Origin of the sequence: Pseudomonas congelans (assembly GCF_900103225.1) — a bacterium.
Lineage (GTDB): Bacteria > Pseudomonadota > Gammaproteobacteria > Pseudomonadales > Pseudomonadaceae > Aquipseudomonas > Aquipseudomonas congelans.
The window spans coordinates 814,337-831,146 of record NZ_FNJH01000001.1 but is presented as its reverse complement, the minus strand read 5'-3'; the positions used below and the strand labels follow the sequence as shown (position 1 = coordinate 831,146).

Annotated in this window: 17 protein-coding genes; 7 read left to right on the top strand and 10 right to left on the bottom strand. The window is 58.5% G+C overall.

Going from position 1 to position 16,810, the window contains the following annotated elements:
- The first annotated feature begins 93 nt into the window (after positions 1-93).
- The 3 genes from BLR20_RS03620 to BLR20_RS03605 all read left to right on the top strand — a co-directional run bounded on the left by BLR20_RS03620 (position 94) and on the right by BLR20_RS03605 (position 3,063).
- Positions 94-1,257 carry a polymorphic toxin type 44 domain-containing protein gene (locus BLR20_RS03620; protein WP_054993647.1) on the top strand — a complete coding sequence of 388 codons (1,164 nt, stop codon included), beginning with the start codon at positions 94-96 and terminating at the stop codon, positions 1,255-1,257.
- The gene (locus tag BLR20_RS03615) at positions 1,238-1,648 is read left to right on the top strand and encodes a hypothetical protein (protein WP_054993648.1); all 411 of its coding nucleotides are present in this window, start codon (positions 1,238-1,240) and stop codon (positions 1,646-1,648) included. The genes BLR20_RS03620 and BLR20_RS03615 overlap by 20 nt, the downstream gene beginning before the upstream one ends.
- A gap of 419 nt (positions 1,649-2,067) precedes the next feature.
- Positions 2,068-3,063, top strand: coding sequence for an aldo/keto reductase (locus tag BLR20_RS03605; protein ID WP_054993649.1), 996 nt, complete (start codon positions 2,068-2,070; stop codon positions 3,061-3,063).
- Between the two features lie 20 nt (positions 3,064-3,083).
- On the opposite strand, the gene BLR20_RS03600 is transcribed toward BLR20_RS03605, so the two are convergent.
- Positions 3,084-3,770 carry a hypothetical protein gene (locus BLR20_RS03600; RefSeq protein ID WP_054993650.1) on the bottom strand — a complete coding sequence of 229 codons (687 nt, stop codon included), beginning with the start codon at positions 3,768-3,770 and terminating at the stop codon, positions 3,084-3,086.
- A gap of 476 nt (positions 3,771-4,246) precedes the next feature.
- On the opposite strand from BLR20_RS03600, the gene BLR20_RS03595 reads away from it, so the two are divergent.
- The 3 genes from BLR20_RS03595 to BLR20_RS03585 are packed head-to-tail and all read left to right on the top strand — an operon-like array spanning position 4,247 to position 6,819.
- On the top strand, positions 4,247-5,257 hold the full coding sequence (locus BLR20_RS03595) for an aliphatic sulfonate ABC transporter substrate-binding protein (protein WP_054993651.1): 1,011 nt from the start codon (positions 4,247-4,249) through the stop codon (positions 5,255-5,257).
- Positions 5,254-6,102, top strand: a complete 849-nt coding sequence (locus BLR20_RS03590; protein WP_054993652.1) for an ABC transporter permease — start codon at positions 5,254-5,256, stop codon at positions 6,100-6,102. The genes BLR20_RS03595 and BLR20_RS03590 overlap by 4 nt, the downstream gene beginning before the upstream one ends.
- A 3-nt stretch (positions 6,103-6,105) precedes the next feature.
- The gene (locus BLR20_RS03585) at positions 6,106-6,819 is read left to right on the top strand and encodes an ABC transporter ATP-binding protein (RefSeq protein WP_054993653.1); all 714 of its coding nucleotides are present in this window, start codon (positions 6,106-6,108) and stop codon (positions 6,817-6,819) included.
- Positions 6,820-6,825: 6 nt separating this feature from the next.
- Here the strand turns inward: BLR20_RS03585 and BLR20_RS03580 are convergent, their stop codons facing one another.
- Complete coding sequence (locus tag BLR20_RS03580; protein WP_054993654.1) at positions 6,826-7,905, bottom strand: polyamine ABC transporter substrate-binding protein; 1,080 nt, start codon at positions 7,903-7,905, stop codon at positions 6,826-6,828.
- Between the two features lie 388 nt (positions 7,906-8,293).
- Between BLR20_RS03580 and BLR20_RS03575 the strand changes: the two genes are divergently transcribed.
- The gene (locus BLR20_RS03575) at positions 8,294-8,560 is read left to right on the top strand and encodes a DUF1652 domain-containing protein (RefSeq protein ID WP_003319126.1); all 267 of its coding nucleotides are present in this window, start codon (positions 8,294-8,296) and stop codon (positions 8,558-8,560) included.
- Between the two features lie 10 nt (positions 8,561-8,570).
- Here the strand turns inward: BLR20_RS03575 and BLR20_RS03570 are convergent, their stop codons facing one another.
- From BLR20_RS03570 to BLR20_RS03535, 8 genes are all read right to left on the bottom strand, one after another.
- A complete protein-coding gene (locus BLR20_RS03570) occupies positions 8,571-11,063 on the bottom strand; it encodes a UvrD-helicase domain-containing protein (protein ID WP_054993655.1) in 2,493 nt (830 codons plus the stop codon).
- 129 nt (positions 11,064-11,192) lie between these two features.
- Entirely contained in the window at positions 11,193-12,116 is a 924-nt protein-coding gene (kdgK, locus tag BLR20_RS03565) for a 2-dehydro-3-deoxygluconokinase (protein WP_054993656.1), read from the bottom strand.
- A gap of 26 nt (positions 12,117-12,142) precedes the next feature.
- Complete coding sequence (locus tag BLR20_RS03560) at positions 12,143-13,348, bottom strand: amino acid deaminase (RefSeq protein ID WP_054993657.1); 1,206 nt, start codon at positions 13,346-13,348, stop codon at positions 12,143-12,145.
- 16 nt (positions 13,349-13,364) lie between these two features.
- On the bottom strand, positions 13,365-14,129 hold the full coding sequence (locus tag BLR20_RS03555; RefSeq protein ID WP_003317643.1) for an IclR family transcriptional regulator: 765 nt from the start codon (positions 14,127-14,129) through the stop codon (positions 13,365-13,367).
- Between the two features lie 82 nt (positions 14,130-14,211).
- Positions 14,212-14,598 carry a RidA family protein gene (locus tag BLR20_RS03550; RefSeq protein ID WP_003317642.1) on the bottom strand — a complete coding sequence of 129 codons (387 nt, stop codon included), beginning with the start codon at positions 14,596-14,598 and terminating at the stop codon, positions 14,212-14,214.
- 40 nt (positions 14,599-14,638) lie between these two features.
- A complete protein-coding gene (locus tag BLR20_RS03545; protein WP_010429566.1) occupies positions 14,639-15,424 on the bottom strand; it encodes an amino acid ABC transporter ATP-binding protein in 786 nt (261 codons plus the stop codon).
- Positions 15,421-16,083 carry an amino acid ABC transporter permease gene (locus BLR20_RS03540; RefSeq protein ID WP_003434088.1) on the bottom strand — a complete coding sequence of 221 codons (663 nt, stop codon included), beginning with the start codon at positions 16,081-16,083 and terminating at the stop codon, positions 15,421-15,423. The genes BLR20_RS03545 and BLR20_RS03540 overlap by 4 nt, the downstream gene beginning before the upstream one ends.
- A 9-nt stretch (positions 16,084-16,092) precedes the next feature.
- On the bottom strand, positions 16,093-16,755 hold the full coding sequence (locus BLR20_RS03535) for an amino acid ABC transporter permease (protein WP_003345502.1): 663 nt from the start codon (positions 16,753-16,755) through the stop codon (positions 16,093-16,095).
- Between the last annotated feature and the right edge of the window lie 55 nt (positions 16,756-16,810).

Below are 16,810 nucleotides of genomic sequence, written 5' to 3'. Positions count from 1 at the left end.
CTACAGACCGTCTTTCACGTTCTCGATAGCCTCCCATGCGTCAACTAAACGCTGGTTATTGTCTACGGATCAAAGACGCAAGGACGGCCTGCAATGATTTCTTCAGCTCGATTGGGCGACAGGCACGCCTGCCCATTGCCGGGTCACGGTACAACGCCTATCGCTTCTGCATCCGGTGATGCCAACATCAACGGCATGGGCGCGGCACGTGTGGGTGATTCCTGCGGGTGCGGGGCGGTCATCACTTCAGGTTTCCCCTCTATTCAAGTGAATGGCCGTCCTATGGCCCATTTAGGAAGCCCAACCAGTCACGGCGGGACAATCATCACGGGCTCAGGCAATGTTGGTGGCGGCTTCGTCATGGGTGATGCTGGTGGCGCGACCATTATTAACTTCATGGCGCTGGGGGCCTTCCGGCCAGACGGTTCCGTGGACGACGAGAAGATGGCGATCTTGTTGTCTGACCCGAAGCTCACAGAGAAAGCCTTGGCGGCGAACGCTTTGGTAGCTCCAAATGCGGCCCGTGAACAGCCTGAAGAGGAAGCTGTACCAAATGATGGACCTGAAGGCTGCACGCATCCGAACATGATGGAGAAGCTGGCGGCCTACATCGCAGACGAGATGAATAATAATATCCACCACTCCTCCGTCTTGAAGATAAAAGAACTGCTCAGCTATGACGTTGCGGAAGAGACTCGTAAAAGAATGGACCTGCCCTGGTACGCCCAAATAGGGAACACCAACCCTCAAGCTATCGGCGCTTCAAATGTGGTGGCAGCCATGGCCCTTTGGACTGAGCGAGTAGGCCAAGGTCGTGACTGGGACCACAAATCGAAGATCCACGCGAAGTTTGGCATGTATCGCCACAGGCAAGGCAAGTACGACTACTACTACGATATCTGGTCCAACATTCATTACGGTTATGTGGGTATGGCCGGAGGACTCAGTGAGAGCGCCCTTTTAGACGGCGCTGGTGTCGAGCAGATTGCTTCAGATCAATTACGCCGGTGGGGAGAGCAGATATTCGAAGCCAAAGAAGATCAGAGGCTCAAAGGGCCTCATGCCACTGAGGGTGTAGAAGGGCTGCGCGCATGGGATGACGTCCCGGATCGGATTTCTATTAGCATTGGCGTGAAACTCTTCCATGAGAATCCAACCGGAGGCGTCACGGCAAGGATGATCATGGACGAAGTACTCGCGGTCACACCGTCAGAATGGGGAGATGGCGCCAGTGTCCATGTCTGTGAAACATATTAAGGCTCGGTATTTTATTGGGGCATGCATAATTCTTCCAGCGCTGTTCTGGTACGTGGCGACTCCTGTCGTTCGTGTCCATTATTCTAAAGAAGCTACAGACGAGCTTCGTGTAATCTGGAACACCCAGCACAACATTCATAAAGAAGGAATGCTTCCGGGTCAGGGCACATACGATACCGGGCATATTTTTCCCAATGAGAAATTCTTTATGAGCTTCGATTGGTGGAATGAAAAGAGTCTGCGCAGGTGTATCGAAATTACGCCAAAATGGGGCGGCGCGATAGACATCTACCTCGATGGCAGAGGCCGCATCGAAACTGCTAAAACTGGCCCTGGCGTTATTGCTCGCTTAAAGCGATGTGAGGGTGACGCTGATCCTTTCCGGCCTTAAGGTGCCCAATCAGCCACCCAGGAATGGGGAGCAGGTGTCATTGAGCACAAATGCAAAGAAAATCAAGCATCGACATCACGCCTGAATGGGGAAGTACGATAGACATCTATCTTGATGATATCGGCAGGATCGACACAACCAAAACGGTGCCTGACGTTATTGCTCGTCTAAAACAGTGTCCGGGGCGATCGGCCCCCTTCAGACCTTAACCGGCACTTCATTAGTCCCCTCTCCGTTTCCGGCCCGACTTCGTCGGGTTCCTTCGCGATCAAAAAGCATATCTAAAGCATTTATGGGGTCCCTCGCCGCGAATACTATTATTCGGAATTTCCCAACAGTGAAATCACAATCACCCGGTTTATTGCGCCAACCAAAGAGCAGAGACTTGACCGCTCTTTAAAACGTCAGGAGAACTCATTGTGATGACGCGCCAACTGGGTAACCACGGTCCGCACGTATCAGCCCTCGGGCTGGGCTGCATGGGAATGTCGGACTTCTACACCACCGGTATCGACGAAAAGGAATCCATCGCCACCTTGCACCGCGCGCTGGAGCTGGGTGTCACCTTTTTCGATACGGCGGACATGTACGGCCCGTACACCAACGAAGCCTTGCTTGGCCGTGCCCTCGAGGGCAAGCGTGAAGGTATCTACCTGGCCAGCAAGTTCGGCATCGTGCGTGGCGACGACCCGCATGCACGTGGCGTCAATGGCAGCCCGGCGTACATTCGCCAGTCCATCGACGCCAGTCTGAAGCGGCTGAACACCGATTACCTTGATCTCTATTATCAGCATCGCGTCGACCCCAAGGTGCCCATCGAGGAGACCATTGGCGCCATGGCCGAACTGGTCAAGGCAGGCAAGGTGCGCCACATAGGTATCTGCGAAGCCAGTGCAGCGACCATCGAAAAGGCCCACGCGGTGCACCCGCTGGCGGCCGTGCAGAGCGAGTACTCACTCTGGTCACGCGATCCGGAACAGGATGGCGTGCTTGCCACCTGCCGTCGCCTGGGTATTGCCTTCGTGGCGTACAGCCCGCTGGGCCGGGGGTTTCTGACCGGTGAATTGCGCACCCCGGACGATTTCGCGGCCGATGACTACCGTCGCTTCACCCCACGGTTTCAGGGCGAAAACTTCAATCGCAATCTGCACTTGGTCGAGAAGGTCAAGGCACTGGCTACGGCCAGGGGCATCAGCGCATCGCAACTGGCGCTGGCCTGGGTGCTTGCCCAGGGAGATGACATCATTCCGATCCCTGGCACCAAACAGCGCAAGTACCTGGAAAGCAACGTGGCAGCGGCTTCATTGACGCTCAGTAGCGATGACCTTGCCCAGCTGGAGACGATTTTTCCGGCTCAGGGGTCGGCATCCGGCGAACGTTATAACGCGGCGTCGATGAAGTCGCTCAACGGCTGAAAGGCCGTTGAGGTTCGACATCAGGTCGCTTCAGGGCAGGTTTGGGTACCGTTGTTGAGGCCCTGCTTTTGATTCTTGTAATCGAGCGTGGCTTTGCCATCGACCCATTTCAAGGTGACGACAATCACCGAGTCGAAATCGTCGTTTGTCCAGTCATCCAGCAGATTGGTGCTCTTGCCGGACGCTTCTTCAGCAACCTTGTTGATCAGCTCCGGCAGATAGCCATGCGACCACGCGGTGTAGATGACTGCGTTGTGGTACTTGTCCTGCATCAGTTCATCGGCCAGGTCTGCGGTGTCGTTGGCACCGAAGTCGAGGTTGACGGGCAGCCCCAGTTTGATTGCGCTGGGCCCTACCGTCATCAGCGGACGAACGTAGCTGTAGGACAGGTCGCCCTCACCCTCTTCCACGTGTCGACTCGGGTTGGCAGCGAAAATGAAATCAGCCTTGCCGAACTCCCTAGGCAGGACTTCCGACAGTTCTATCGCCCGGTTGAGCCCCTGGCAGTTCAGTTGCCCCAACCCCATGGCCGGTTTTTCGGCATGCCGGAGGAACACCAGTGTCTGGGTACCATTCTTGGGTTCTGCATGGACGCCTTTGCCCATGGTGAACAGGACCAGGGCAGAAGCCACCAGCACGGAGGGGAAGAAGCACCACGCGAGACGGCGCTGAAGACGGGTGATGGAAGGCATTTTCGGCATATTCATTATTTTCTGAGTCCGGTGCGCATTTGAAAGGGGACAGCCGTCTGGCTGGTGCGAATACGCAGGCTTGTGCAGCTCGCCCTGGAAATTTCGGCGGATCAGTCAAACAGGGTCACGCGCGAATCTTAGTGCGCACATGTTTCGAAATTAAGAATGTGGACGATTAAGAGTGTCAAAAAACGATTCTGTTGCAGTACCGGCGAAAAAAAGCGTCTGACAGACAGGGAAAATGTCAAAAAATCGTCAAGAGATGAGTTACAAAACCCGACTGTCTGCCTGGCAACAGCCATTCAACAGGCTGCTGTCAGATCAACATCAAGAACGCTGGAAAACCACGTAAAGCCCCGGGATTCCAGCACTCTGGTCTTTGGCATAGAGCGTGCAATATTCCTTTTCTGAATTTCACGCCCTGCGAACTGCCTGTTTTGGAATATACCAACCGGTCGCTGCGGCTCTGTTTTCCTGACCTGGATGCCACTATGCCACAACCCCCCGTTTCTTTTCGGTTGTTGTCTCCCCGCGCGCTGATTCGCTGGATGGCGAGCACCTGCGTATTGGCGTTAAGCCTGAACGGCGCGGTGCAGGCCGCCGAGACCGCGCCTGCCGAAATCCGCCTGGACTACGCCTACTATTCGCCGGTCAGCCTGGCACTCAAGCATTTTGGCTGGCTGGAGAAAGCCCTGCCGGAGGCGAAAGTCACCTGGGTGTTAAGTCAGGGCAGCAACCGCTCGCTGGAGTACCTGAACAGCGGCAGCGTCGACTTCGCTTCGTCGGCCAGCCTGTCTGCGGTGCTGGCCCGGGCCAACGGCAGCCCGATCAAGTCGGTATATGTCTACAGCCGGGCAGAATGGACGGCACTGGTCGTGGGCAAGGATTCGCCGCTGCAATCGGTTACCGAGCTCAAAGGCAAGAAAATAGCCGCCACCAAAGGCACCGACCCTTATCTGTTCACTTTGCGCGCGCTGCAGAAGGCCGGGCTGAACAAGGATGATGTCGAGTTGCTGCACCTGCAGCATCCCGATGGGCGAACAGCCCTCGAAAAAGGTGACGTAGATGCCTGGGCAGGCCTTGACCCGCACATGGCGGCCAGTGAAATCCAGTCCGGCTCGCGCCTGCTTTACCGCAACAAGGACTTCAACAGCTATGGCGTACTGAGCGTCACGGAAACCTACGCCAGAGAACATCCACAGGCGATCAGGACAGTATTGAGCGCTTATGAACAGGCTCGGGAATGGGCAGTGAATAACCCTGATGAGCTGGCCAGACTGCTGGCGACCGAGTCGGGCCTGCCGCTGGAAGTCGCCAGGCTGCAATTGACCCGCACAGACCTGAGCAGCCCGCAACTGAGCGCGAAAGACGTCGAGGCGTCCAAGGCCGCAGCACCGATTCTGGTCGCGGAGGATCTGGTGCGCAAAGGCGTCAATGTCGAACAGGTCATCGATCAACTGATCACACCTGAATTCTCCAAAGCCGTGATCGCCACTCCATGACCAGCCGGGACAAAGCGTTGCCTGCCTCAGCGCAGACAACATTGCCGGACAAGGGGCAACCTACGCTTTGGCTGCGCTACAGAACGCCCCTCAAGGGGCTGGTGGTGCCGGCGGTGATCATCGTCCTGCTGGAAATTATCGTACGCATCGGCTGGCTGCCTGCCTACCAGATGCCAGCGCCCAGCGAGATCGTGCTGACCCTGCGCGACCTGGCGGACGGTGCGTTGTGGAAACACATCAGTGCCAGTCTGTTGCGTGTGCTCAGCGGCTTTGTGATCGGCGCGAGCCTGGCCCTGGTGTTTGCTGCGTGGGTGGGGCTCAGTCGGGAGGCAGAGGCGTATCTGGAGCCGACATTCGCCGGGCTTCGCTCCATTCCGAGTCTGGCGTGGGTGCCGCTTCTGCTGTTGTGGCTGGGCATTGGCGAAACATCGAAAATCGTGCTGATTGCCATTGGTGCGTTCTTTCCGGTCTACCTCAACGGCGTAGCCGCAATTAGAGGCATTGACCGAAAGCTGGTAGAAGTCGGCCAGATGTATGGCTTGAGCCGCTATCGTCTGACCCGGCGCATTCTTCTGCCCGCCGCCCTGCCCGGCCTGTTTACCGGTTTGCGTAGCGGCATGAGCCTGTCGTGGATGTTTCTGGTGGCCGCCGAACTGATCGCGGCCACCAAAGGCCTGGGCTACCTGCTCAGTGACGGACGCGAAACCTCGCGCCCGGACATCGTACTGGCGGCCATCATCGTCCTGGCGACACTGGGCAAACTCAGCGACGGCCTGTTGGCACGCCTGGAAAAGCGCTTCCTGGCCTGGCGGGATACATTCAACGGGCAAAGCCGCGAGGGTTGATACATGTCGCAATCACTGATGGACATACGCGTCGAGCACAAGGAGTTCGCGGGCAATACCGTGCTGCACGGCATCGATTTGTCGCTGCAATCAGGTGAAATCGTCAGCCTGCTGGGCCCCAGCGGCTGTGGCAAAAGCACGCTGCTGAGGATTGTCGCCGGCCTGGAGCAGGACTTTCGTGGTTCGGTGCAGCGTATTCAGGGCGAAGTGGCATTCGTGTTTCAAGAGCCGCGCCTGATGCCTTGGCTGACCGTCGCACAGAATATCGGTTTCAGTGACGATGACCGCTACGACCGCGGCTGGGTCGGTCAATTGATCGAAGAAGTGGGCCTGTCCGGTTTTGCCGACGCCTTGCCCAAAGCGCTGTCAGGGGGCATGGCGCAGCGCGTGGCTATCGCGCGCGGCCTGTACTCGCACCCGGCGGTGTTGCTGCTGGATGAGCCTTTCAGCGCAGTCGATGCGTTTACCCGGATGAAGCTTCAGGACCTGTTGCTGCAACTGGCCGCGCGCCATGCCATCACCCTGTTGCTGGTAACTCATGATGTCGACGAGGCGTTGTACCTGAGCGACCGCGTGCTGGTGATGGGCAGCCGTCCCGGCACAATCACCCACCAATTGCCGGTCGGGCTGCAGACGCCAAGGGATCGTCGCGATCCGCTGCTGGCCCGTTTGAAAGCTCAGGCGCTGACCGAACTGCAGCAGGCCCATGTCATCTGAACAGCGTTACTTGTCGGCCCTGAATGTGTCCCAGAGCTTCTCGCGCAACGTATCGATAGTTTCGGGGACCTGAGACATCACGAACAGGCGGCTCAACATATCGGCGTCCGGGTACACCGTGGTATCGGTCCACAGGCCTGGGCCGATAAGCGCGTCTGCCTTTTCATTGCCATTGGCGTAATGCACGGTATTGGTGATATTGGCGATCACTTCGGGGCGCAGCAGGTAATTCAGGAACGCGTAGGCACCCTTGGTATCGGTGACGTCAGCCGGGATGGCGGCCATATCGAACCACATGGGCGCGTCCTCCTTCGGAACGACGTAATCGATGGTGAAGCCATTGCCTTCTTTCTGCGCCTGCTCCTGAGCCTGGGAAATATCCCCGGAATAGCCCACAGCGACACAAATCCTGCCCTTGGCGAGGTCGGCGATGTAATCGGCAGAACTGAAATTGCGTATGTACGGCCGTACGCTGTCCAGTACCGCCTTTGCCTGGCGGTAGTCGTCAGGCACCTCACTGTGTGGCGGCAAGCCAAGGTAATTGAGGGTGATCGGCAGCAGAGCCGGTGCGCTGTCGAGAAATACGACACCGCATTGGGCGAGCTTTTTCATGTTTTCCGGCTTGAGCACCAGATCCCAGGAATCGAGCGGTGCATCCTTGCCGAGGATGGCCTTGACCTTGACTGAGTCATAGCCGATGCCGGTGCTGCCCCACAGATAAGGAAAACCATGCTGATTACCGGGATCACTGCTCTCAAGGGCCTTGAGCAGGACCGGATTGAGGTTTTTCCAGTTGGGCAACTGTCGCTTGTCGAGGGTTTTAAGCAGTCCGCTCTGGATTTGTCGCCCCATGAAGTGAATGGACGGAAAAACCACGTCGTAGCCGGAGTGGCCCGCCAGCAGCTTTGCGTTCAGCGCCTCATTGGTTTCAAAGGTTTCGTAAGTGGTCTTGAAGCCGGTGGCGACTTCGAAATTCTTCAGGGTGTCCGGCGCTATATAGTCCGTCCAGTTGTAGATATTGACCGTCTCCGCCGCGTGACTGGTCGAGGCCAGCAACATCAGTGCGGCAAGGGAGTTTCTCAGCATGTGCGGTTCCTCGGGTCAATAGCGACAGCTTGCCCCAGACCCGGCACGAAAACCATCTTCGTCACAGCAAATTCATTCCATTGAAAGGACTTGCGGTAGCGGCTCTGCAAATGCCTGGAGCGTGCCCATTAATACCTTCTAATGACAACGCTCATATAATTGATTTTTTTGTGCTGCGTCATAAAAAATTTTTCCAGAACGGCGCTGGCAAGTGCTATTTTCAGTCTTCGTCAGACCGCTCAGCGATCCTGCTGGAAAGCAGCTTGACCGACCGATGATCTTTCCGCTGGTCATCGTCCCGTCATCATGGCTTTACCGGACGCATTCTGGCTGTCTGCCTACCCATTGGAGCAAGGAAGTGCTCGATTGATTCAGGTGGGCCATCGTCATGACTAAAGTCACATTCCCCAATGCATGCCAACTGATGCGCTGGCACTTCCACCCCGTAGGCTTTGAAGCCTCGATGGATGCACCAGGGAGCATGATTGCGCGACTTTTCGACCGTGCCAGCGGTGAAACAGTGGTCGCCATTGCCGGCCTGCCCTGTTCTACCGTGATGAATGCCGCAGATGTGGAGCGCATCATCGAAGCCATCGAGGATGAGCTGGAATTATTCGGCACTCACACGCAACGACAGATCGCCGGTTTTATCTGACATGAACGCCTCAGCCGACACGAACGCTATTGCGCAGGTCTTCGAAGAAAGGCTTGTCCCGGGCAATCCTGTCTGACGCTTTAGGCATCTGAACAGCGTCTGCTGAACTGGCGCTTTCATCGATATACCAATAACAGTGCCGCGCCGAACGAGTGATAGCGACGTAGGCCAGACGCAAGACCTCATCCTTCTGTGCCGTATCGAATGGCTGAAGATCACTCGCATCACCCAGCCCTGCCAACCGGTAAACCTGATTCTTGTAGGGCGAGACGGTCAGATGCTGACAATCGCCCAGCAAAAATACGGCATCCGCCTGCAAGCCCTTGGAACTGTGATAAGTCAGCGTTCTGATGCGGCGATTCTGCACGCCACTTGCCGAATCGGCGTCGATCAATGCCTGCAGACGCGCCGAGAAGCGCGCCTTCTCACTGCCCTTGCGGTACAGCAGCAGGATCGAGTCGCCATCGTGATAGTGCTCGGCGACCCGCTCGGCAAGTTCGTCCTCGTCGCGATCCAGTACCTTGACCGGCAGCAGCTCCTGAAGCAGGCCACTGGCGCGTGCCTTCTTGCCCGGAATGGCCGGGGCCGCCCGCACGATATGCTCGGCGGCGTCGATGATGTGCTGATGACTGCGGAAGTTGTCACTGAGCATGACCCTGGTGGTCGCCGGGGAGGAGAACTCCTTGGCGAATTCCATGAAGTACTTCGGCGAACTGCCTCGCCAGCCGTAGATCGACTGCCAATCGTCACCGACACACAGCAGCGATGAATGCTGAGCGATGCGGCCGGTGTGCAATGCCGGACCACGACGCCTGATTTCGCGCAGGCTGGCGCGTAGCCATGAAACGATCTGCGGCGAGACGTCCTGGAACTCGTCGATCATCAAATGCGCCAAGGGTCTGAGCATTGGATCACTGACGTGCTTGAGGTTCTCCGGTGACGTTTCGCCGAACAAGGCAAACATGCGGTTGTAGGTCATGATCGGTGGCGATTGAGCCAGCAGGTGCGTTTCGAAGGCTTTCCAGAACAGGCTGAGTGCTTCGAAGAAGAAGCGGTCCGGGTCATCGCTGGCAAAACTCATCTCGGACACGGCGCTCGGCACATCCAGCCCGAGGTTCTCGATGAAGCTGGCAGCCGTGACAAAACAGTCCAGCAAGGGTGCCGCACCGAGTTCGCCCTTGACCCGGTAATCGAACCCGGGCCCCGCGACGGCATCGCCTGCCAATGATTGCAAAACCTCGTTGGCAGACTGGTAGTTGTCCATCCATATCAATGGCTTACTGCAGAAAGCTTGAAACAGGGTGCGCTTTATGACGCCTTCCGCCCAGACCGGCAGTTTGGCGCCCGGCCGCTTGAGTTGCTGGTCCTCACTGGCGTCCAGGCCCAGCACGACCCAGGCATCCAGCTCGGCGATATAGCCGTGGAAAGAAAACGGAAAACCATTTATTTCAACAGCTTGGCGCATAGGCTCAATGCCTTTTATAGGCCAGGCTCCGGCGCGGATCCACAAGTCTTCAACGGTGTCACACCACTCTTCATCGCGTTTCGACGACAGCTCGGTCACTGCGACTCGTTTCTGCACATCCGGGTGATCGCGGTCCAGTTCCTTGAGCTGCAGGGCATGGCGATACAGCGGCGCCATGACTTCGCGAAAACGCTCATTGCCGGCGTACAGATCGCGGTAGCAGAGATTGAGTTGCTGGCGCTGCGCGTCGTTGATCCGCAAGTCGAAGGGGTTGCTGTCCGCCTCTTCCAGACCGGAAGACTGGCTGCTAAGGTTCTCGAACGCGCGCAGCTGCTCAAAACCGGGCAGGCTGCGCACCAGCGGCAGAATGCGCGAATGGAAAGTGCGCACCAGCTCACGCGCCTGCTTTTGTTCCAGCGCATGCCCCCACAGGGCCATGACATCGATCAGTTTGCTGATGAAGTCCTTGCGTGACTCTCGGGTGAAGGTCACCACCGTCATGGCGTTCAGTTCGAAGCCCAGGTAGTGATGCAGCAGCAGAATCCGCAGGACCAGCGACGTGGATTTACCCGCGCCCGCCCCGGCAATCACGTAGGTAGACGGTGTATCGCTGAAGATCATCTTCCACTGTGCCGCACTGGGCTGGGCATGTGCGGGGAGTTTTTCAGCGACATCGGCCTTGATGCGCTTTTTCAGCTCAGGCGTAAGCGCCAGCCGCCAGTCATCGAACAGATGATCGTCGACCTTGGGGCCACGATGCCGGGCTGGCCGGGTATCGCTGATGACCAGCACCTGACGGCCTGACTCCTGACCATCCAGATAACCCTCTTCATAGCCTTCACGCACGCCTTCGATGTGGCCATTCAGATAACCGTCGGCATGCCCCTGCGACCATGAAGGCGCGTGCTGCGAGCGCAGTCCGGTAAGACCACGCCCCAACAGCCGCGCCAACAGGCGTCGAAACAACGGCAATTGCCGGGGCGGTAAAAGGTCGACATCCAGGTCATGAGGAAGCGCAGAAGGCAGGTCGTCAGGCACGCAGACTCCGGTGGTGGGCTCGCAGGCGAAAAGGTCGCCTATGGTGGCCGGATTTTCGCGCAGGTTCCAGCGAAATGCTTGCCTGTCAGTGTGTTAGCCGATCAACTGCATGTTCCTTGGCAAGTGCTATCAGACTGGCATGACCGACTTGGGTACCAGCGCGCCTGGGTGCTGGATCACGATACTGGCCAGACGATGCCCTGCTTCCGCCGCCTGCAACGGGTGTTCACCCATGAGCCGGGCCGCGAGATAGCCGGCACTGAAGGAATCACCCGCAGCCGTGGTGTCGACCACACGCTCGACCTTCTGCGCTGCGATTTCGAAACGTTCGCCGCCGGCTTCGACGAGACAACTCTGCGCGCCACGCTTGACGACGATTTCACCGATGCCGCGCCCGCGATAGGCGGCGAGCAGCTGTTCGCTGTCGGCATAGCCATAAAGTGCCTGCTCGTCGTCTTCGGTCAGCAAGGCCAGGTCCACATGCTGCAGACACGCTCGGTAGGCTTCGCGGGCCTGCTCGACACTGGCCCACAGCCGCGGACGATAGTTGTTGTCGAAGGCGACCCTGACACCGCGCTGACGCGCGCACGCCAGTGCCTCCATCAGTTTGACACGCCCCTGCTCGCCAAGCACTGCCAGGGTGATGCCACTGAAATACAGCACGTCATAGCTGGCCAGCGCTGCCAGGATCGGCTCGGCCGCCGGGGTCATGAAGCAGTCCCGCACGGCAGCTTCGTTGCGCCAGTAGAGAAAACGCCGCTCACCATTGGCGTCGGTCTGGATGCAATAGAGCCCCGGCAAGCGTCCTGGCAGGCGCTGCACCTTGCCCAGACCGATGCCCTCGTCCGCCCAGATCCGGCACATCGCATCGCTGAAGCTGTCATCACCCAGTGCCGTGACGTAGTCGACCTTGGCACGCTCACCCAGCAATCGGGAGAGGTAGACCGCCGTATTGAGCGTGTCGCCGCCAAAGCTCTGGCGCAGACTGCCATCGGCATGCTGTTGCAGTTCGATCATGCATTCGCCGATAAGGGCGACCCGTGGAAGGCTCATGTGACGATACTCCTGCAAATACTTATCTAGAAATATGTATTGAAAGGTTCTATCACCCGTAGGTCATTATCCACCAGGCAACCTGAACGCCACTTGTCGAACGTCAGACACGGGTGCGAGGTGCCGAAGGAAATGATATCGCCGACCTTCAGCTCGCATCCGGGCGCGACGCTCATGAATGCGTGCTGATCCATGACGGCCGTCACCTTGCAGGCGCTCACGTCGTCGCCGGCAGCCGATTGCACGCCTGCCTTGTAACGCAGCAGCGGGTTGGGCAACCCGGCATCGTAGGCAACATCGCGCTTGCCCATGGCAATCACTGCAAAGCCCGGTTCCGGCATGGATTGCACATGCGCCCAGACTTCCAGGGCCGGGCGTAGCGCTTCGCTCAATTCGGCACGCCGGTCCAGCACGCAGCACTGCGCGTCCTTGTAGATGCCGTGGTCATGCACCACATAGCTGCCGGGCCGCAGCACGCTGAGGAAGCGCTCGCGGACAGCCTGGGCGTCGAATGCTTCGGCGATCAGGTCATACCAGGCCGAGCCGGATGCAGTGACGATCGGGCGATCCAGAGCGAAGGCGCCCTTGTCCTGCAAGTCGACAGCCAGGCGCACCAGCGACGCGGCAAAGGCCTTGATGCCCTGGATGGCGTGGTCACCGTGGATGACGCCCTCGTACCCTTCGATGCCGGTCAATGCCAGCGCCGGTTGTGCCAGAACAGCGTCGGCCAGCGCCAACACCTGCTCTTCGCTACGGCAGCCGCAACGGCCTCCGGGTACGCCGTATTCGATCATCACGTTCAAACGCAGGCCACGCGCGGCGAAAAACTCGCCCAGCGCAGCGACATTGTCCGGATGGTCGACCATGCAGTGAAACTCGAACATGGGGTCGGCCAGCATGTCGGCGACGATAGCCATGTTCGGCGCACCGACCAACTGGTTGGCCATCAGCACCCGGCGCACGCCATGCGCATACGCGGCCTGCGTCTGGACTGCCGTGGCCAGGGTCATGCCCCATGCACCCGCGTCCAGTTGCCGGCGAAACAGAGCGGGCACCATGCTGGTCTTGCCGTGCGGTGCCAGCTCTGCACCGCTGTCGCTGACAAACTGCTGCATCCAGCGAATATTGTGTTGCAGCGCCTGATTGTGAATCACCAGTGCGGGCAGGCTGACGTCACTGACCAGGCTGTCACCCGGCTGCGCAATACCCTTGTCCATGACGGCGGTGCTCATCGGTAATCTCCTGCTGTTATTCATTGATACGGCGAGCCAGGCCATTGGCGCTGTCGATCAGCACCCGCCGATAGTCGTCGTAGTGGGTCTTGGCGTCGGCACGCGGCGCGACGATGCACAGCGTGGCGATGCACTGACCGTGTTCGTTGTTTACGGGGGCGGCGAAGCAATGGGTGAAGGTGTCAGCCACGCTATTGAAGGAAAAGAAGCCCTCCTCGCCGGCTTTGCGGATTTCCCGAAGAAAGGTCTCCAGCGGCAGACGTTCGCCACCCGGCAGAATGAAGTCGTCGGGGTCGATCAGGTCGATGATCTGCTGATCGCTCAGGTGACTGAGCAACAGACGCCCGGACGCCGTCCATGGAATGGGCGCGTTTTCGCCGATGTCCGAAGAAATCCTGAAATGACGCTCACCCTCCTTCATCAGCGCCACGGTGTATTTGCGACCATTGAGCAGGCACATCTGCGCCGTTTCCCGCGTCTGGCTGACGATCTCGCACAGGCAGGCTTCGGCTTCGCGAGTGAAATCGAAGTGCCGCAAGTGCGCCTGCCCCAGGAAATACAACTGACGGCCAAGGTAGACATGCCCGTCCTTGCCCACTGTCTCCAGAATCCGCCGCTCCAGCAGCGATGCCACCAGCTCGTACACCGTTGATTTGGGGCTGCCGATCCCGCTGGCAATCTCATTGGGGCGCATGGGCCTGGCCTTTTCCTTGAGAAAATCCAGGATATCGAACGCCCGGTCCAGTCCGCGTGCCCGGCGCTTGATAGTGTCTTCGGTCATGAGAGTCGGTCCTTGGGAAAGCAGCAAGCCAAAAGCCTCATGTGATCGGACCTCCGGCTTGCAACGTGTAGCTGCACGCCTGCTACTTGCGCTTGTAGGCGATGCAATCGATTTCGACCTTGCAGTCGACCATCATGCTGGCCTGAACGCAAGCGCGTGCCGGTGCATGCTCGGGGGTGAAGTACTCACCGAACACCTTGTTGAAACTCCAGAAGTCGCGCGGGTCCTCCAGCCACACGCCGACCCGGATCACATCCTTGAGCGCGTAACCGGCCTCTTCAAGAATCGCGATCAGGTTACGCATGGTCTGGTGCGTCTGCTCGACGATGCCGCCGACGATGATCTCGCCATCCTGCGCAGGTACCTGGCCGGAAACGTGTAGCCAGCCGTCGGCCTCGACTGCGCGGGCGAATGGCCGTGGCTGGCCGCCCCCTGCTGTGCTGCCTGCGCCATAACGGGTAATAGTCATGAGTTGTTCCTTGTCTTGAAGCATTGGACGTGGTGAAGGTTTAAAAACGAATGTTCTTGAGAAATTCGCTCAAGCGCGCCGACTTCGGCTGCTCGAACAACGCCTTGGGAGGCCCCTGCTCTTCGATGCGCCCTTGATTCATGAACACGATCTGGTCCGACACTTCGTAGGCAAAACGCATTTCATGCGTCACCAGCAGCATGGTCATGCCCTCCTCGGCCAGGTCCTTGATGACGCTCAGCACTTCGCCCACCAGTTCCGGATCGAGTGCCGAAGTGACTTCGTCAAACAACATCAGACTGGGGTTCATGGCAATGGCGCGGGCAATCGCCACACGCTGTTGCTGACCACCGGACAACTGGCCGGGGAAGTGATTGCGCCGCTCCAGCAGGCCAACCCGGTCCAGCCACTTTTCGGCCAGCGCAACGGCCTGATCCTTGGGCATCTTCTTGACCTTGAGCAAGCCCAGGGTGACGTTCTGCAAGGCGCTGAGGTGCGGAAACAGGTTGAATTGCTGAAAGGCCATGCCGGTCATTGCCCGGTGTTGCGCGATCAGACGCTCCGGATGGCGGGTGCGCTTGCCGTCTACGTTGCTGTAACCGATGTCCTGCCCCTCAAGACGGATATGCCCGCCCTGAAACTCTTCCAGCAGGTTGACGCAGCGCAGCAAGGTGGTCTTGCCCGAACCGCTGGAACCGATCAGGGTCACTACATTGCCTTTCTGCATGCGCAGATCGACACCCTTGAGCACTTCCACCGGGCCGTAGGATTTATGCAGGCCTTCGATGCTGAGCAGCGCCGGGCCGGGGTTATGAGTCTGTGTCATGGCAATGCCACCCGTTTTTCGATTTGCCGCCCAAGAAGCTCGATGGCGTAGTTGATGAGAAAGAACAGGAAACCTGCAAACAGATAGAACTCCAGGGTCATGAACGTGCGCGCAATCACCTGTTGGGTGCTGAGCAGCAGTTCAGCCACGCCGATCACCGAAAGCAGCGTCGACGCCTTGACGATCTCGGTCGAGGAGTTGACCCAGGTCGGCAGGATCTGGCGCATGGCCTGAGGCAGCAACACGTAGCGCAGCGATTGACCGAAGCGCAGACCGATGGCCTTGCCGGCTTCCAGTTGGCCGCGGGGAATGGCCTGCAGGGCGCCGCGTACGATTTCCGAAACGTGAGAGCCGCAGAACAGCGTCAGGCCTATTGCACCGGCCTGAAACGCGCTTATCTGCCAACCCAGTGCCGGCACCATGTAAAAGACCGCCAGCACCAGCACAAACACCGGGGTGCCGCGAATCAGATCTACGTAGAGCCTGATCGGCAAACGGGCGAAAAAGCCGCCGTAGGTCAGCACCAGACCGGCCAGCATGCCGATCAGCGTACCTGCGGCAATCGCCAGCGCCGAGCACTGGATACTGGTCAGAAAGCCGGACCAGAGCACTTCACGCGCATTCCACAATTCCTGCAACCAGCCAGGGGGTTGATACATGACAGCCTCCTAGCGGCGAATCGCCAGACGTTGTTCGAGGGTACGCAAAAGCAGAGCGATCACGTAGCAGGCCACCACATAGAGTGCCGTGGTCACCAGCCAGGTTTCGATCACCCGGTAGCTTTCGACGTTGATCTTGCGCGCGTAATAGGTCAGCTCCGGCACGGCAATGGCGGCCGCCAGGGAGGTGTCCTTGAACAGCGAAATGAAGTTGTTGGAGAGTGCTGGCAATACATTGCGCAACATGACCGGCACGATGATGTAAGCCCGTACCTGCCACTCGCCCAGACCGATCGCCAGCCCCGCTTCGCGCTGCCCCTTGTGGATGCTCAGCAGTCCGGCACGGAACACTTCGGTCAGATAGGCACCGGCGTACAGCGACAACGTGACGATGAATGACGCCAGCTTGTCGAGTCGAATGCCGAGCCCGGGCAACGCGAAGTAGATCAGCAGGATCAACACCAGAATCGGCGTGTTGCGCACCACCGTTACGTAGATCGACGCGACGATGCGCAACGCCTTGTAACGTGACAGCAGTGCAAATGCATTCGCCAGTCCGATCACACAGCCAATCGCGATCGAGATCAGGGCCAGTTCCAGACCAAGGCCCAACCCCGCCAGAAGACTGGGGAAGTCGCGCCACACGGCATCAAAATTCAATTGGTAATTCATGCTTGCCCATACCTGGCAGGGACAGCCCGAAGGCCTGCCCTGCCGCTGAAGGTCA

What these genes read in the sequence shown, in the direction of transcription:
- BLR20_RS03620 (WP_054993647.1), top strand. Translation starts at nt 94, where the DNA reads ATGATTTCTTCAGCTCGATTGGGCGACAGGCACGCCTGCCCATTGCCG.
- BLR20_RS03615 (WP_054993648.1), top strand. Translation starts at nt 1,238, where the DNA reads ATGTCTGTGAAACATATTAAGGCTCGGTATTTTATTGGGGCATGCATA.
- BLR20_RS03600 (WP_054993650.1), bottom strand. Translation starts at nt 3,770, where the DNA reads ATGAATATGCCGAAAATGCCTTCCATCACCCGTCTTCAGCGCCGTCTC.
- BLR20_RS03595 (WP_054993651.1), top strand. Translation starts at nt 4,247, where the DNA reads ATGCCACAACCCCCCGTTTCTTTTCGGTTGTTGTCTCCCCGCGCGCTG.
- BLR20_RS03590 (WP_054993652.1), top strand. Translation starts at nt 5,254, where the DNA reads ATGACCAGCCGGGACAAAGCGTTGCCTGCCTCAGCGCAGACAACATTG.
- BLR20_RS03585 (WP_054993653.1), top strand. Translation starts at nt 6,106, where the DNA reads ATGTCGCAATCACTGATGGACATACGCGTCGAGCACAAGGAGTTCGCG.
- BLR20_RS03580 (WP_054993654.1), bottom strand. Translation starts at nt 7,905, where the DNA reads ATGCTGAGAAACTCCCTTGCCGCACTGATGTTGCTGGCCTCGACCAGT.
- BLR20_RS03575 (WP_003319126.1), top strand. Translation starts at nt 8,294, where the DNA reads ATGACTAAAGTCACATTCCCCAATGCATGCCAACTGATGCGCTGGCAC.
- kdgK (WP_054993656.1), bottom strand. Translation starts at nt 12,116, where the DNA reads ATGAGCCTTCCACGGGTCGCCCTTATCGGCGAATGCATGATCGAACTG.
- BLR20_RS03560 (WP_054993657.1), bottom strand. Translation starts at nt 13,348, where the DNA reads ATGAGCACCGCCGTCATGGACAAGGGTATTGCGCAGCCGGGTGACAGC.
- BLR20_RS03555 (WP_003317643.1), bottom strand. Translation starts at nt 14,129, where the DNA reads ATGACCGAAGACACTATCAAGCGCCGGGCACGCGGACTGGACCGGGCG.
- BLR20_RS03550 (WP_003317642.1), bottom strand. Translation starts at nt 14,598, where the DNA reads ATGACTATTACCCGTTATGGCGCAGGCAGCACAGCAGGGGGCGGCCAG.
- BLR20_RS03545 (WP_010429566.1), bottom strand. Translation starts at nt 15,424, where the DNA reads ATGACACAGACTCATAACCCCGGCCCGGCGCTGCTCAGCATCGAAGGC.
- BLR20_RS03540 (WP_003434088.1), bottom strand. Translation starts at nt 16,083, where the DNA reads ATGTATCAACCCCCTGGCTGGTTGCAGGAATTGTGGAATGCGCGTGAA.
- BLR20_RS03535 (WP_003345502.1), bottom strand. Translation starts at nt 16,755, where the DNA reads ATGAATTACCAATTGAATTTTGATGCCGTGTGGCGCGACTTCCCCAGT.